The 15,237-nt window shown below is 55.3% G+C and carries 14 protein-coding genes and 2 tRNA genes; 4 read left to right on the top strand and 12 right to left on the bottom strand.

Features of this window, described 5'->3' with window-relative positions:
- Positions 1-74: 74 nt before the first annotated feature.
- A complete protein-coding gene (locus WH50_RS20560; RefSeq protein WP_110189133.1) occupies positions 75-1,046 on the top strand; it encodes an AraC family transcriptional regulator in 972 nt (323 codons plus the stop codon).
- A gap of 323 nt (positions 1,047-1,369) precedes the next feature.
- Here WH50_RS20560 and WH50_RS20565 read toward each other — a convergent pair.
- From WH50_RS20565 to WH50_RS20610, 10 genes are all read right to left on the bottom strand, one after another.
- A tRNA-Pro gene (locus tag WH50_RS20565) sits at positions 1,370-1,446 on the bottom strand.
- 101 nt (positions 1,447-1,547) lie between these two features.
- A tRNA-Pro gene (locus WH50_RS20570) sits at positions 1,548-1,624 on the bottom strand.
- Between the two features lie 236 nt (positions 1,625-1,860).
- Positions 1,861-2,166: an integration host factor subunit alpha gene (ihfA, locus tag WH50_RS20575; protein ID WP_104157032.1), complete on the bottom strand. Its 306-nt coding sequence runs from the start codon at positions 2,164-2,166 to the stop codon at positions 1,861-1,863.
- A gap of 22 nt (positions 2,167-2,188) precedes the next feature.
- Positions 2,189-4,564 carry a phenylalanine--tRNA ligase subunit beta gene (gene pheT, locus WH50_RS20580; RefSeq protein WP_110189134.1) on the bottom strand — a complete coding sequence of 792 codons (2,376 nt, stop codon included), beginning with the start codon at positions 4,562-4,564 and terminating at the stop codon, positions 2,189-2,191.
- Positions 4,565-4,616: 52 nt separating this feature from the next.
- A complete protein-coding gene (gene pheS, locus WH50_RS20585; RefSeq protein WP_110189135.1) occupies positions 4,617-5,612 on the bottom strand; it encodes a phenylalanine--tRNA ligase subunit alpha in 996 nt (331 codons plus the stop codon).
- A 131-nt stretch (positions 5,613-5,743) separates the two neighbouring features.
- Positions 5,744-6,097, bottom strand: a complete 354-nt coding sequence (gene rplT, locus WH50_RS20590) for a 50S ribosomal protein L20 (RefSeq protein ID WP_104157035.1) — start codon at positions 6,095-6,097, stop codon at positions 5,744-5,746.
- 41 nt (positions 6,098-6,138) lie between these two features.
- Positions 6,139-6,333 (bottom strand): 50S ribosomal protein L35, encoded by a 195-nt coding sequence (gene rpmI, locus WH50_RS20595; protein WP_104157036.1) that lies wholly within the window; start codon positions 6,331-6,333, stop codon positions 6,139-6,141.
- A gap of 116 nt (positions 6,334-6,449) precedes the next feature.
- The gene (gene infC, locus WH50_RS20600) at positions 6,450-6,989 is read right to left on the bottom strand and encodes a translation initiation factor IF-3 (protein ID WP_207780413.1); all 540 of its coding nucleotides are present in this window, start codon (positions 6,987-6,989) and stop codon (positions 6,450-6,452) included.
- A 2-nt stretch (positions 6,990-6,991) separates the two neighbouring features.
- Positions 6,992-8,917, bottom strand: a complete 1,926-nt coding sequence (thrS, locus tag WH50_RS20605; protein ID WP_104157038.1) for a threonine--tRNA ligase — start codon at positions 8,915-8,917, stop codon at positions 6,992-6,994.
- Positions 8,918-9,154: 237 nt separating this feature from the next.
- Positions 9,155-9,910, bottom strand: coding sequence for a FadR/GntR family transcriptional regulator (locus WH50_RS20610; RefSeq protein WP_165838501.1), 756 nt, complete (start codon positions 9,908-9,910; stop codon positions 9,155-9,157).
- Positions 9,911-10,080: 170 nt separating this feature from the next.
- Here WH50_RS20610 and WH50_RS20615 point away from each other — a divergent pair, with 170 nt between their 5' ends.
- From WH50_RS20615 to WH50_RS20625, 3 genes are read left to right on the top strand one after another with little or no spacing between them, the layout of a single operon-like run.
- On the top strand, positions 10,081-10,863 hold the full coding sequence (locus tag WH50_RS20615; protein ID WP_110189138.1) for a (Fe-S)-binding protein: 783 nt from the start codon (positions 10,081-10,083) through the stop codon (positions 10,861-10,863).
- Between the two features lie 3 nt (positions 10,864-10,866).
- Positions 10,867-12,306 carry a LutB/LldF family L-lactate oxidation iron-sulfur protein gene (locus WH50_RS20620; protein WP_110189139.1) on the top strand — a complete coding sequence of 480 codons (1,440 nt, stop codon included), beginning with the start codon at positions 10,867-10,869 and terminating at the stop codon, positions 12,304-12,306.
- Entirely contained in the window at positions 12,306-12,986 is a 681-nt protein-coding gene (locus WH50_RS20625; RefSeq protein WP_110189140.1) for a LutC/YkgG family protein, read from the top strand. Before WH50_RS20620 ends, WH50_RS20625 begins: the two co-directional genes overlap by 1 nt.
- 151 nt (positions 12,987-13,137) lie before the next feature.
- Here WH50_RS20625 and nagA read toward each other — a convergent pair whose 3' ends face one another.
- Positions 13,138-14,301 carry an N-acetylglucosamine-6-phosphate deacetylase gene (nagA, locus tag WH50_RS20630; RefSeq protein ID WP_110189141.1) on the bottom strand — a complete coding sequence of 388 codons (1,164 nt, stop codon included), beginning with the start codon at positions 14,299-14,301 and terminating at the stop codon, positions 13,138-13,140.
- Positions 14,298-15,188, bottom strand: coding sequence for a glucosamine kinase nucleotide-binding domain-containing protein (locus tag WH50_RS20635; RefSeq protein WP_110189142.1), 891 nt, complete (start codon positions 15,186-15,188; stop codon positions 14,298-14,300). The genes nagA and WH50_RS20635 overlap by 4 nt, the downstream gene beginning before the upstream one ends.
- Between the last annotated feature and the right edge of the window lie 49 nt (positions 15,189-15,237).

Below are 15,237 nucleotides of genomic sequence, written 5' to 3' on the forward strand. Positions count from 1 at the left end.
CACGCAGACAGGCGTTGTTCGAGGTCGCAAGATTATAGTAGGCTCGCCGGACGAACTATCTCTGGAAAGCCTGAATGTTTGACATATCGTCCGAAACCAGTGCACTGAACAAAGACCCCCTGATGGATCTGATGAGCGAACTGCTGCTGGGAATGCGCATGTCGGGCCTGCACTATTGCCAGCTGCAGCTGGTGCAACCATTTGGACTGCGGTTGAAAACCGAAGCCGGACGCGCCCAGTTCCATTTTGTCGCGCAGGGCATTGCTTATCTGCGCTGCCCCTCCGGGCAGCTGCTGGTGTTGCAGGCCGGTGACGCGGTATTACTGCCACGAGGGGGCACTCACGAGCTGCTGTCGGATGAACAGGTGGCCTGTCGGGATATCACCGAAATTGCCGGTGAACCGGTCTGCTGGGCGTTCAGTACCCTGCGCAATCACGACATGGATACACCGTCACCGATCAGTGCTCAGCTGTTCAGTGGCTGTATGGCGTTTGATCTGGGAGGCCTGCATCCTCTGGTCGCACTGATGCCGGAAGTGATGCATGTCGGCACCCTGCTCAGCCGCTACCCAGAGCTGCTGTCGATGCTGCAAGCCATGTCGCGGGAGTCCGAACTGAAACGTGCGGGCGCAGCCGCGATTCTCGCGCGGCTGGCGGATGTGGTGTCTGCCTATATCGTGCGCGGCTGGGTGGAATGCGGTTGTAGCCAGATCAACGGCTGGGTTGAAGCGTTACGCGACCCCAGAATGGGCAAAGTTATTGCCATGGTTCACAAGCAACCGGGCCACAACTGGACCGTGGCGGAGATGGCCAGCGTGATGGGAGCCTCACGCTCGGTGTTTGCCGAGCGCTTTCGGGCGGTAGTAGGGGTGTCACCACTGCAGTACGTGACCTCCCTGCGCATGCGTCTGGCACATCAATGGCTGACAGAAGACCGCCAGACCCCCGAGCAGGTCGCCTGGCGGTTAGGCTATGCGTCACAGGCGGCGTTTTCCCGCGCGTTCAAACGCGAAACCGGAGCGACGCCGGGCTCACTGAAACTCTAGTCCGGTGAGATGCCATCGGACACACACCCTTTCACTGACGCAACCCATCGCAGCAACATCACGTATGCGTCCGTCAGGGCGCCAGCCCGTCAAATAACGTCTGGGTCAGCTTGCGAATACGCTGCTCGTGGGCCTGCAGGTCGGGCACGTCTCCTGCACCAGCCGCATGAACAGCATGGTGCTGTGACGAAAAACGAGGCCTAAAGCCCCGCTGTCATGCGTTAACCCTGCGACAAAAGATGCGCGAAATTGCACAGAAGAATCTCTAAATTGTGATTATGAAATGCGAAAAGGCCGATCTGCTTCCAGATCGGCCTTTTATTTGGTCGGGACGGCAGGATTTGAACCTGCGACCCCTTGCACCCCATGCAAGTGCGCTACCAAGCTGCGCTACGCCCCGAATTCTTCTGTAATTTGCCGCCTCGCACAACAAACAAACTACATATAATTCATTTCCAAAGTCAGCCCATCAACCACTACGAATGCTAAGACCCGTTCAAGTGGTCGGGACGGCAGGATTTGAACCTGCGACCCCTTGCACCCCATGCAAGTGCGCTACCAAGCTGCGCTACGCCCCGATTGAATTGCTTACTCCCCTGTTTTGCTCATCGATCCTTTCGACTTGCGGAGGGTTTCAACCGGTGTCTCACTTTGTGCCGCGTATAATAGCGTAAGCATTTGAAATTGCAACTCGTTTTTCTATTCCAGACAATCTGCAGCGGTCGCATTCCGGACTGAAAGCGGTCTTTTTCAGGAGAAAACAAAAGACCCATGGTTGTGGCCATGGGTCTTTCAGAATTACAGCTTACAGGTTTTAGTGGGTCTGAAGGTCGGTGTACATTTCCACCTTCTCTTTCAGTTTCTGACCCGGTTTGAAAGTCACCACTCTGCGAGCAGAAATGGGTACCTCCTCTCCCGTTTTCGGATTTCGGCCCGGACGCTCTCGCTTGTCGCGCAGATCAAAGTTACCAAACCCTGATAATTTGACCTGTTCGTTTGCGCTCAGACTTTCACGGATTTCCTCGAAAAAAGACTCAACGACCTCTTTCGCTTCCCGTTTGTTGAGCCCCAGCTCTTCAAACAGTCGCTCGGATATATCGGCTTTGGTCAGAGAACCCATCTTAAACCCTCCGGCTGCATCCTCAGCTTCTCAGTGCTGCACCCAGCTTAGCTTCCAAGTCATTGATAACCTTGGTGACTGCAGCACTAATTTCGTCATCAGTAAGAGTGCGTGATGGATCCTGCCAGGTCAAGCCCAGCGCCACACTCTTGTGACCATCTGGTACACCCTTACCACGATACAGGTCGAATATGACGACATTCTTGAAGCTGTCACCAGCTGCATCGCGAACCACACTCTGCAGATCAGCGAATGACACTTCATCTTTAGCCAGAACAGCAATATCGCGACGCACCTCGGGGAACTTGGATACGCCTGTAAAGCTGTTCACTACACCTTCCTGCAACAAGGCCAGACTGATCTCGAACAGGAACAGGTCGCCATTCAAATCCAGCTCTTTGCGCAGCGTCGGATGCAAACGGCCGATGTAACCAATGATCTGCCCCTGCTCGTTGCGAATACTGGCAGACTGACCGGGATGCAGTGCTGGATTAGCATCAGCTTCAAAGCTGAATTGCTTGCCCGTCAGACTCAGCAGCGCTTCAACATCACCCTTCAGGTCAAAGAAGTCGACAGGATCTGACTTGCCATGCCAGCTCTCTGGCATACGCTCACCACAGATTACCCCGGCAATGACCTTTTCCTGGACCAGCTCATCACCTTGCGGCACAAAACGCAGTCCCGTTTCAAACAGTCTCACACGTGACTGCTGACGGTTCTGGTTGTATTGAACCGTTTTGGCCAGACCAGCCCACAAGGTGGTCCGCATCACTGCCAAATCGGCAGAGATCGGGTTAGCCAACGCAAGCGGTGTACGCTCTGGATCAAACTTAGCCAACAGCTTGGGTTCGGTGAAGCTGAAGGTAATCGCTTCCTGATAGCCACGACTGATCAGCGTCTGACGCAAGCGGCCTAACTGCACCTTATGCTCAGGCAAGGCAGGCATTTCCATGGCAGCAGCAGGCTGCTTTGACGGCAGTCGGTTGTAGCCATAAATGCGCGCAATCTCTTCAATCAGGTCTACTTCCAGACTGATATCGAAGCGCCATGAAGGCACCTGCACTTGCCACACTCCAGCCTCGGCACGCTGTGGGGACATCCCCAGGCGGCGCAGAATGCTTTCCACTTCGGATTCTGGCAGCTCAATGGCCAGCATCATTGCCAAACGCTCATCACGCAGACGAATCACATTGCGCACAGGCAGGTGTTCTGGAGCTTCAGCGACCACTACCGGACCGGCTTCGCCACCGACGATCTCAACCAGCAACGCAGTAGCACGCTCAACGGCCAGGTATTGCAGCTCGGGATCAACCCCACGCTCATAGCGATGAGAGGCGTCAGTATGCAGGCCATGACGGCGTGCACGGCCAGCAATCGCCAGCGGACTGAAGAAAGCACACTCAAGGAAGATGTCACGCGCATCGGCGTTAACCCCTGAGTGCTCACCACCCATGATGCCCGCCAGCGCGACGGGCTTAACTTCATCAGCAATGACCAGCTCATCTGCAGCCAGCTTGATTTCGCTGCCATCCAGCAGAGTCAGTGTTTCGTCGGCTTTAGCCATACGAACAACAACCGAACTCTCCAACTGCGCCAGATCAAAGGCATGCATGGGCTGACCAAGTTCAAGCAGAACGAAGTTGGTTACATCCACAACGGGATCAATACTGCGGATGCCACTACGACGCAGCTTCTCCACCATCCAGCCAGGTGTAGCCACACCCAGATTAATGCCCTTGATGACCCGCCCCAGATAACGGGGACAGGCTGCACCGGCTTCAATGCGTACGGGGAACGTAGCATCGCAACTTGCTGCAACCGCTTCGATCACTGGCTCGGCTACGTCACACTGATTCAGGACACCCACTTCGCGTGCCAGACCACGAATGCTCAGGCAGTCACTGCGGTTAGGGGTCAGATCCACATCAATAGTGATGTCATTCAGGTTCAACAGCTCACGCAGGTCCGCACCAATGGGCGCATCTTCCGCCAGCTCCATGATGCCATCATGATCTTCGCTGATGCCCAGCTCTTGTGCTGAACACAGCATGCCGCAGGACTCCACCTGACGGAGCTTGGCCTTTTTGATCTTGAAGTCGCCGGGCAATTCGGCGCCGATACGAGCAAAAGCAGTCACCAGCCCTGCTCGCGCATTGGGAGCGCCACAGACTACCTGGAAGGTTTCACTACCATCAGTGACCTGACAGACTTGCAGCTTGTCAGCGTTAGGGTGTTGCTCGGCAGTCAAAATCTTGCCTACTACCACACCAGAAAATTTGCCAGCTACCGGAATGACGTCATCGACTTCCAGCCCGGCCAGAGTCACCTGCGCCATCAGCTCATCACTGTTGATTGCAGGATTGACCCATTCACGTAACCACTGTTCTGAAAATTTCATGCTGTGCCTCTTTGTTTAACTGAAATGCTTGGTTCCCGGTTCCATCGAACAATCAACGGAACTGACGCAGGAAGCGCAGATCGTTTTCAAAGAACAGACGCAGATCACGCACACCGTAACGCAACATCGCCAGGCGCTCTACACCCATACCGAAGGCAAAGCCAGTGTAGACCTCTGGATCAATCCCCACATACTCAAACACCTTGGGATGCACCATGCCGCAACCCATGACTTCCAGCCAACGCTGTTCACCGTTTACGGTATAGCCAATGTCCACTTCAAGAGAAGGTTCAGTGAAAGGGAAATAGGATGGACGGAAACGCACCGCCAGATCATCCTGCTCGAAGAAAACCTTGAGAAAGCGCGATACTGTGCCCTTCAGATCCGCAAAGCTCACACCTTTATCAACCAGGAGCCCCTCTACCTGGTGGAACATGGGTGAGTGCGTCTGGTCAGAGTCACAGCGATATACACGGCCCGGACAGATGATACGGATAGGCGGCTGACCCGCTTCCATGGTTCGAATCTGTACTGGTGAGGTATGGGTGCGCAGCAGAGTACCAACATCAAAATAGAAGGTATCGTGCATGGCTCGTGCCGGATGGTGAGAAGGAATATTCAGCGCTTCAAAGTTGTGATAGTCATCTTCAACTTCCGGGCCTTCAGCAACGCTGTAACCGATACTGCCGAAGAATTGCTCCATACGCTCAATGGTACGCGTCACTGGGTGCAGTCCACCCATATCCTGACCGCGACCAGGCAAAGTCACATCAATACGCTCACCAGCCAGCTTGGCTTCCAGCTCTCGTGACTGCAGCATTTCCTGCCGGGCATTCAGTGCATCCTGAAGCTGCTGCTTCACGACGTTGATAGCAGCACCGGCCTGTGGGCGCTCTTCCGCCGACAGCTTGCCGAGACCTTTGAGCAGCTGGGTAATTTCGCCACTCTTGCCCAGATATTGCACACGGATAGCATCCAGCGCCTGCAGGTCTGCAGCGGTGGCTATCGCTTCACTGCCCTGGTTTAGCAGGGTATCAAGGTTTTCCATAGATTCAGGGGCTCCAGAAACGAAAATAGGGGAAGAGCTACACACCCTTCCCCTATTAAACAGTAGCTACGATTACAATCGTAAGCAGCTTTCCTAATATGCTCCATTAAAGAAGCAATCAGGTGGGTGTCTTACAGAGCCGCTTTGGCTTTTTCGACAACCGCTGCAAATACTACCTGGTCATTCATAGCCAGATCAGCCAGGACCTTACGGTCGATCTCGATGGCTGCTTTTTTCAGGCCAGCGATCAGACGGCTGTAAGACAGACCGTTCAGACGTGCACCAGCGTTGATACGAGCAATCCACAGAGCGCGGAACTGACGCTTACGCTGACGACGGTCACGGTAAGCATACTGACCAGCTTTGATAACGGCCTGCTTGGCTACACGGAATACACGACTACGTGCACCGTAGTAACCTTTAGCTTGCTTTAAAATTTTCTTATGGCGGCGACGAGCGACCACACCACGTTTTACGCGAGGCATATTTCAATCCTTCCGTTAGTTAAATCTGATTCAAAAGTGCCTTATGCGTAAGGCAGCATGCGAGACACGTTGCCCAGGTCAGTTGCTTCTACATGGTGAGTAGCACGCAGCTGACGCTTACGCTTGGTGGTCTTCTTGGTCAGAATGTGACGACGGAAAGACTGCTTGTGCTTGAAGCCGCTACCAGTCTTTTTAAAGCGCTTGGCAGCACCGCTGTTGGATTTGATTTTTGGCATCATCTACTCCACGCATTCAGAATGTTAACGTAACCCTCACCCGCTCAGCCTTAATGCCAAGCGGGCCAGCTTTACATCTATCCAAGGATTGACCCAGGGCAGGATATAGAGCGGGGTTACTTCTTCTTTTTCGGTGCCAGGACCATGACCATCTGACGCCCTTCAAGCTTGGCACGCTGTTCGACGACCGCCAATTCAACAAGATCTTGTTCAATTCGCTGCATCAACTGCATGCCTAGCTCTTGGTGCGCCATTTCCCTACCGCGGAAGCGGAGAGAGACCTTGGCCTTGTCACCATCTTCAAGGAAACGTACCAGGTTGCGCAGTTTTACCTGGTAATCCCCTTCTTCAGTTCCTGGACGGAACTTCATTTCTTTAATCTGAGTTTGCTTTTGCTTTTTCTTCGCAACGGCCAACTGTTTTTTCTTTTCAAACAGATGTTTACCGTAGTCCATTATCTTACACACCGGAGGCTCCGCCTCGGGGGCGATCAGCACCAGATCCTGTTCAGTTTCTGCTGCTTTGCTCAGAGCATCATTAATGGATACGATTCCGATCTGCTCTCCGTCCGGTCCTACCAGACGAACTTCGCGTGCGCGGATCTCTTCATTAATTAGGGTCTTATCACCACGCGGTGTGTTTGTAGTACGCTTAATGGCTAGTTCTCCGTTGCAACCCGTCCACGCTTCGCGATATTAGCAGTAAGGTGTTGGGCAAAAGCGTCCAAGCTCATGCTGCCGAGGTCTTCCCCTGTGCGAGTGCGAACGGTGACAGTATTCGATTCAACCTCCTTATCGCCTACAACCAGCTGATAAGGGATCTTCTGCAAAGTGTGCTCGCGGATTTTAAAGCCGATCTTCTCGTTTCTCAAGTCCGCTTTCACACGGAAGCCTTGATTCAGTAAGAATTCCTCAACTTTTTTGACATACTCCGCTTGTTTATCGGTGATATTAATCACCACCGCCTGTACTGGTGACAGCCAGGCGGGCATAGAACCGGCATAGTTCTCAATTAGGATACCGATGAAGCGCTCAAACGATCCCAGGATCGCACGGTGCAGCATGACCGGAGTCTCACGATCCCCCTGCTCATTGACGAACTGGGCGCCCAGACGACCAGGCATGGAGAAGTCCACCTGAATGGTACCGCACTGCCATACACGTCCCAGGCAGTCTTTCAGAGAGAATTCAATCTTCGGACCATAGAATGCGCCTTCGCCCGGCAATTCCTGCCAGTCCAGGTTTTTCGCGTCCAGTGCATCAGCCAGCGCTTTTTCCGCCTTGTCCCACACGGCATCCGAGCCTACGCGCTGCTCTGGGCGAGTGGACAGCTTGTAAATGATTTCGCTGAAGCCAAAGTCCGCATACACCTCATGGAGGAAATCGATGAACTGTGACACTTCATCCTGAATCTGGCTTTCAGCAACAAAAATGTGACCATCGTCCTGAGTGAAGCCGCGCACGCGCATAATACCGTGCAGTGCACCAGAGGGTTCGTTACGGTGACATGAACCAAACTCGGCCAGACGCAGGGGCAGATCACGATAGCTCTTCAGGCCCTGGTTAAACACCTGCACATGGCAGGGGCAGTTCATTGGCTTGATCGCAAAGTCACGCTCTTCGGAATGAGTAGTGAACATCTGCTCTTTGAACTTGTCCCAGTGACCGGATTTCTCCCACAAAGTGCGTTCAACCACCTGAGGAGTGCGCAGCTCCTGATAGCCACGCTGGTTCTGCATACGGCGCATGTACTGTTCTACCGCCTGCCAGATAGTCCAGCCATTGGGATGCCAGAACACCATGCCCGGTGCTTCTTCCTGAGTATGGAACAGGTCAAGCTGCTTACCGATTTTACGGTGATCGCGCTTTTCCGCTTCAGCCAGACGCTCCAGATAAGCGCTCAGGGCTTTCTTGTCTGCCCAGGCAGTACCGTAGATACGCTGCAACTGCTCGTTTTTAGAGTCACCGCGCCAGTAGGCACCTGAAATCTTGGTCAGTTTGAAGGCTTTGAGAAAACGGGTGTTGGGTACGTGCGGTCCACGGCACATATCCACGTATTCTTCGTGGTAGTACAGCCCCATTGCCTTTTCGTCAGGCATGTCATCCACCAGACGCAGTTTGTACTCTTCACCGCGCGACTCAAATACCTGGATGACATCATCACGAGGAGTCATCTTCTTGATGACGTCGTAATCCTTGGCGATCAGCTCCTGCATGCGCTTCTCGATTGCTTCCAGATCCTCTGGCGTAAAGGGGCGCTCATAGGAAATGTCATAGTAGAAGCCATCGTCGATCACCGGACCAATAACCATCTTGGCGGTTGGGTACAGCTGTTTGACAGCATGACCGATCAGGTGCGCACAGGAGTGACGAATAATCTCGACGCCTTCCTCATCCTTGGCGGTAATGATCTGCAACTCGGCATCGGTATCGATGATGTCACAGGCATCAACCAGATGGCCGTTGACGCGACCGGCGATGGTGGCTTTGGCCAGACCAGCACCGATATTGGCGGCAACATCATACACACTTACAGGATTGGAAAATTCGCGCTGACTACCGTCAGGAAGAGTAATTACAGGCATGTTCTATCCTTTTGCTCAGTGGTGACCCCCACGACGGGCCACATAAGACAATTCGCCATTCGCCGATAAGACAGTTACCGGCCACAGGGCGGTGAATGAGGGCTTGAATAGCGCACAAACCAAGTGCGACAGGCGTGGCAGTATAACAGCCTGATATGACGCCAACCAGCGCTCAATAAGGCGCTTTTCTGCAACTTAGCCGGGAAATAAAGGAAGCAAAGCCAGGCCACACCCTGCTCAGCTTTGCCGCCCCGGCTCCAGCTGTTCGAGGGTTTGCCGGGTCGTCAGGATATGCTGTTCAGCCGCCAGCCTTGCTGTCTCGGCATCACGACTGCAAATGGCCTGAAAAATATTCCGGTGCTGCTCCTCTATATGGGGAGGGTAAGCTCCCGTGCGCCGATGGGTGCGCCCCAGCACACCGTAGATGGCGTTAAAGAATTTGCTGTAGAGCAGCTGCGCCAGACTGATAATCAGAATCTGATGACAATGCTCAGCAATCAGCATGTGAAACGTCAGGTCTGCCTTGGCCCGCTCAAGCGGCGTCATGGCATGGTGCCGTCGCTGCTCCATCCTCTCGAACTCACTGACCAGCATCTGCATTTCCTCAGCTGAGGCGCGCTGACAGAAATACCAGGCAGCTTCACCGTCAATCACAGTGCGCATTTCCAGCACCGCCAGCTGCAGCTCATAGGAGTCCTGCGGCAGATCACCAAAATGCTCATCGAACAGGTGTGCCATCGGATTACACACTCTGGTGCCCTGCCCATGACGACTTTGCAGCACCCCTTTACCCACTAGCTGAGTGACACTTTCCCGAACCATCGCTCTGGACATTCCGAACTCAGCCGCCAGCTGTCGCTCTGACGCCATAAGCTGTCCCGGTTTCCACTGACCACTGATGATCCGTCCGGTAATGTGTTTTGACAGCTGGTCCGCCTTGCTGATGCAGGGCATGTCCGCTCTCTCGATATTTTCGTTGTGCTGCTCAGTCATAATGCTCATTCCTGGTCAGACCAGTACGCTACCCCAGCCTTTGCATTTTTGCCATCGGCGCCTTTAATTACCCCTATACGAGCCGTAGCAGCTCATGTTTATAACAACAAATTGCCCGCAGCTGTCGTTATCAAGACTGCGGTGCACACCCTGCCTTGATGAGGAAAACCATGCCTGCTGTGCATACCTATACGCCTGCGCGCCCCAAGGTCGCCTTATTTGTCACCTGTCTGGTCGATATGTTTCGCCCGGGCGTTGGCTTTGCTGCGGTGAAACTGCTGGAACAGGCAGGCTACAGCGTCGAAGTACCGCCTACGCAGACCTGCTGTGGCCAGCCAGCATTCAACTCAGGCGACAGGCTCACCACCAAGGATATTGCCCGGCAAGTCATCGACGCCTTCGAGGACTATCCGTATGTGGTCGGTCCATCAGGCTCCTGCATTGGCATGCTGCATCACTACCCCGAACTTTTTGCGGATGAGCCAGCCTGGCAGCAGCGGGCAGAAAAACTGGCAACCCGCGCCTGGGAACTGACCAGTTTTCTGCAGGATGTGGCGCAGTTTCAGGGTATTGATGCCCAGTTTGATGGCACGGTCACCTATCACGATTCCTGTTCCGGCTTACGTGAACTGGGAGTCAAACAACAGCCCCGCACCCTGCTTGGCCAGGTCAAGGGACTGGAGCTTAAGGAAATGGAAGAGAGCGAAACCTGCTGCGGCTTTGGTGGCACCTTCTGCGTGAAATACCCGGACATCTCCAACCGCATGGTCAGCAACAAAACGCGCTTCATCAAGGATAGTGGTGCAAACACTCTGCTCGGCGGGGATTTGGGCTGCCTGCTTAACATGGCAGGGAAGCTCAAGCGGGAAGGCATCGATGTACAGGTCCGTCACGTTGCAGAAGTACTCGCTGATGCCTGCCACCAGCCTGCCATTGGCGACGCGGAGGTATAAGTCGTGGAAATTCATAGCCCGGAATTCAAAGCTAATGCCCGCATCGCCCTGCATGACGCCTCGTTACAGAAGGCCTTGGGCAACCTTCGTGATGGATTTCCCCGCAAGCGTGCCATCGCGGTGTCACGCCTGCCTGAGTTTGAGCAGCTGCGCGATCAGGCCCGTGATCTGAAAAATCACATCCTGTCTCATCTCGATCTGTATCTGGAAACCTTCGAGCGTAACTGCACCGCCAATGGGGGTCAGGTTCACTGGGCAGCCGATGCAGAACAGGCCCGCCAGCAAATTCTGGACATCTGTCGCAGTGTCGGTGCCAAGACAGTGACCAAGGGCAAGTCGATGATTTCAGAGGAGATCAATCTTAACGACTATCTGGAGCAGCATGGCGTTCAGCCGGTTGAGACCGATCTGGGTGAGTACATCCTGCAACTGCGTCACGATCATCCGAGCCATATCATTGCCCCGGCAATACATCTCAATCTGGAGGATGTCAGCGACGCCTTCCATGAACACCACCCCAAATACGGCTTTACCGAACGCACCGAAGATGCCGCCGAACTGATGGCAGAGGCGCGCACCGTCATGCGCAAGCATTTTGTCGCTGCGGATGTGGGCATTACCGGCGCCAACTTTCTGGTGGCGGAAACCGGCTCCAGCATCATCGTTACCAACGAGGGCAATGGCGACCTGACGCAGACGCTGCCCAAGGTCCATATCGTCATCACCAGCATCGAGAAAGTAGTCCCGACACTGGAGGACATGAGCCTGTTTCTGCGCCTGCTTGCCCGCTCTGCCACCGGCCAGGAGTTCAGCGTCTATAACACCCTGTCAACCGGCCCAAGACGCAGCACCGATCAGGACGGTCCAGAACAGTACCATGTCATTCTGCTCGACAACGGCCGCTCCGACATGCTCGGCAGTGAGTTTCAGGACATGCTGCGCTGCATCCGCTGCTCCGCCTGCATGAACCATTGCCCGGTGTACGGCTCCGTTGGCGGCCATGCCTATGGCTGGGTATATCCCGGCCCGATGGGCTCGGTACTGACGCCTCAGCTGATTGGCGTTGATCAGGCAGGCCATCTGCCCAATGCATCCACCTTCTGCGGCAAATGTGAGTCAGTCTGCCCGGTACGCATTCCGCTACCCAAACTGATGCGACACTGGCGCGAACGCGAATTCGAACGACATCTGACACCGTCAACGGTGCGTCAGGGCTTGTGGGGGTGGGCAGCCTTCGCCAAACGACCCACGCTCTATCGCTGGATGTCTCGCAGCGCCAACTTCCTGCTACGCCGTCTGGCGCGAAACGGCCGGATCAGCAAATTACCTCTGGCAACGGGATGGACTGACTGGCGTGATATGCCAGCACCACAGCAAGGCACCTTTATGGACCAATGGAAGAAACGCCAGCAATCGGAGCAACAGCAGGGAGGTCTCCTGTAATGAACAGCGGACGCGAACAGATTCTCGCCAAACTGCGAGCCAAACGAGACACCTCCGACGCTGCCGAACAGGCAGCCAGACAACGGGTAGCAGAGCGTATCCAGCACCATGCCCCGGTGTTGATTCCTGCCCGCGGCCTGGGCGACAAGGCAGAGTTGCTGGCCCGTTTCCAGCAGATGGCAACCGAAGCCATTGCGGATGTCAGCCTGCATGAAACAGAAACAGCGGCACTGGCAGCGATAGCCGACCAGCTGCAACAACAGGGTATTACCTCGCTGGTGACGACAGCCGATGCACAATGGCAGCAGCATGACTGGGCATCACAGGGCATACAGTGTCAGGTACGCCCCGCACAGGTAGGTGACCATGCTAGCCTGACGCCCTGTCTGGCGGGGATTGCTGAAACCGGCACACTGATGATCACTTCGGCACCGCATCACCCCACCACGCTGCACTTCCTGCCGGACTGGCATCTGGTCATGTTGCGCAGCTCACAGATTGTCGGCAGCTATGAAGATGCCTGGACACGCTTGCGCCAGCAAAATCAGCAGACAGGTGGCATGCCTCGGACAGTCAATATGATTACCGGTGCCTCACGCAGTGCGGATATCGAGCAACGACTGCAGATGGGCGCCCACGGGCCCAAGCGTTTGATTATCTTTATCGTCATGGAAAATTAACCCGCGGTGATGACCTTGCCATAACGACCAAGGGCAGCTTTACAGGCTGCCCTTGCTATTTTCGGGTGATCAACATGGTCGACCTGTATGAGCCCTCTGAAGGTCTTTTTAACACCGTGCGGCGGCTACACAGCAGATCGTTAACACATGCCTAGCAGTAATGTTCTGCCACACCACCAATCCAGCTGCTTCGCAGCTGCAGCTCCTCACTCAGCCACAGGACATCCGCCTGTGCCCCTTTATGCAGATGCCCGAGCTCCTGGCGTCGCAGAAATTGAGCCGGATAGAGACTGCCCATGCGCAGGGCTTCTTCCAGCGGTAACCCCAGCATCTCGACACTGTTTCGCACCGCCTCCAGCATACCCAGGTCTGAACCTGCCAGTGTGCCGTCAGCCGTTTTCAGGCATCCTTCCCGCCGGTAAATCGCCTCTCCGAGCAAGGCAAACTCCTCGCCTGCGACCCCGACAGTATGCATGGCATCGGTAACCAGCATCATCTTGCCGCGGGCTTTGGCGCGAATGGCGACTTTTAGACTGGCGGGATGCACATGATGACCATCGACAATCAGGCCGCACCAGCTAATAGCATCCTCCAGAGCCGCTCCCACCACTCCGGGATCACGGCTCTGCATACCGGACATGGCATTGAAAAGATGAGTAAAACCAGCGACGCCGTGCTGCAGGGCCGCCTGCATTACCCTGTAGTCTGCCAGCGTGTGGCCTGCACAGACCCGCACACCCCGCTCGGTAAGCGCAGTAATCCAGGCCAGATCCGGCAGCTGCTCAGGTGCCAGGGTCAGCACCACACTGCCAAGCTCTGTAAGGGCCAACAGCCAGTCGCGGTGCTCCTCATCCATCACGCGAATCTGACTGGCACGATGTACCCCTTTCTTGCCGATGTTGAGGTAAGGGCCTTCCAGATGAATGCCAGCAATACCGGGCAGCGACTCCCGTCGCGCCTGTTTTATAACAGCGATAGCCTGCTGCATGCTGGCATCAGTGTCAGTGATCAGGGTGGGCAACATAGCCGTCGTACCATGCGCCCGATGCGCAGCCATCATGGTGCGCAAGCCAGCGATGTCCGGCTGGTCATTGAACAATACACCGCCGCCACCATTGACCTGTATGTCCACCAGTCCGGGCACCAGCATCCCACCCTCCAGCGAGTGAGGTGCGTACCCGGCAGGAATTGCCTGTTCATCAACGCAGCCTGCCACTCTGCCGCTGTCGAGCAGCAGTGCATGTCCATCAAGCCACTCGGATCCGGTAAAGATGCGAGCCCCTCGAAGCGCCACCGGTAGCTGTTGCTGGCTCATGTGCGCAACCCTCCCTGTAGCTCGACGCCATCACGCGCCAGCAACATGGCTCCGTACAAGGCATCTTGCTGAGGATCGACCAGAAAATGACCGAACTCCGCAGATAGTTGAGCAGAGGTCCGCGCTGCCAGCCCTCCCATTAGCGCACAGCGCCCGGCGCCCAGTTGCTGCAATCGACGCAACAGCAGGCGAACATCACCCAAATGCTGAGTGACCAGACGGTCCGCCAGCGCATCACCAGTCTCATAGGCCTGCCAGACCAACGACGCCAGCGCTGCATAGTCGCGAGGCTTGGCCTGATCCATCCACGCGACCGCATCGACCGGATGACCGCCCAGCTGCTCAAGCAGTCGCTGAGAAAGCTCAGTGACCGGCTGCATGCCATCAAAAGCCAACAGTGACTGCTGAATCAGTCGCAGCCCCAGCATGGCACCGCTGCCACCGTCCGAAATGGGAAAGCCCCAGCCACCAATGGAGTGAAAATGCTGTCCGTCGAAGTACAGGCCACAAGACCCTGTACCGAGGATAAGAATCGCGCCCGGCTGGCCACAAAAAGCGCCCAGGCAAGCGGTATGAGCATCCGTCAGCAAGCTGACAGCGCGAAAAGGATGTGAATAGGCGGCCACTTCTGCCTGCTGCTGCGGCTGGCACGCACCCGCCATGCCCATGCCGACCGACACCTGAGCCAGCGTATCATCCGGCAGCCCTGCGCTACGTACCACGTGCAAACTGGCAGTAATGATATGCGCGAATACCTGATCTACCCCGAGACGCAGATTGCCGCTCCCCGAAACAGCCTCACCCACTACCTGTTGCTGATCATCATAAAGACGAACCCGACAGTGCGTACCGCCACCGTCTACCCCAAGCCAATATTGTTTACTCATCTACCTTTCACATCCGCTAGGGTGATGGCATCCCGCATCCACCACCGGC

Origin of the sequence: Pokkaliibacter plantistimulans, from assembly GCF_003194385.1 — a bacterium.
GTDB lineage: Bacteria > Pseudomonadota > Gammaproteobacteria > Pseudomonadales > Balneatricaceae > Pokkaliibacter > Pokkaliibacter plantistimulans.

Coding starts and splice junctions, on each gene's coding strand:
- WH50_RS20560 (WP_110189133.1), top strand. CDS start 75: ATGTTTGACATATCGTCCGAAACCAGTGCACTGAACAAAGACCCCCTG.
- ihfA (WP_104157032.1), bottom strand. CDS start 2,166: ATGGGTTCTCTGACCAAAGCCGATATATCCGAGCGACTGTTTGAAGAG.
- pheT (WP_110189134.1), bottom strand. CDS start 4,564: ATGAAATTTTCAGAACAGTGGTTACGTGAATGGGTCAATCCTGCAATC.
- pheS (WP_110189135.1), bottom strand. CDS start 5,612: ATGGAAAACCTTGATACCCTGCTAAACCAGGGCAGTGAAGCGATAGCC.
- rplT (WP_104157035.1), bottom strand. CDS start 6,097: ATGCCTCGCGTAAAACGTGGTGTGGTCGCTCGTCGCCGCCATAAGAAA.
- rpmI (WP_104157036.1), bottom strand. CDS start 6,333: ATGCCAAAAATCAAATCCAACAGCGGTGCTGCCAAGCGCTTTAAAAAG.
- thrS (WP_104157038.1), bottom strand. CDS start 8,917: ATGCCTGTAATTACTCTTCCTGACGGTAGTCAGCGCGAATTTTCCAAT.
- WH50_RS20610 (WP_165838501.1), bottom strand. CDS start 9,910: ATGACTGAGCAGCACAACGAAAATATCGAGAGAGCGGACATGCCCTGC.
- WH50_RS20615 (WP_110189138.1), top strand. CDS start 10,081: ATGCCTGCTGTGCATACCTATACGCCTGCGCGCCCCAAGGTCGCCTTA.
- WH50_RS20625 (WP_110189140.1), top strand. CDS start 12,306: ATGAACAGCGGACGCGAACAGATTCTCGCCAAACTGCGAGCCAAACGA.
- nagA (WP_110189141.1), bottom strand. CDS start 14,301: ATGAGCCAGCAACAGCTACCGGTGGCGCTTCGAGGGGCTCGCATCTTT.
- WH50_RS20635 (WP_110189142.1), bottom strand. CDS start 15,188: ATGAGTAAACAATATTGGCTTGGGGTAGACGGTGGCGGTACGCACTGT.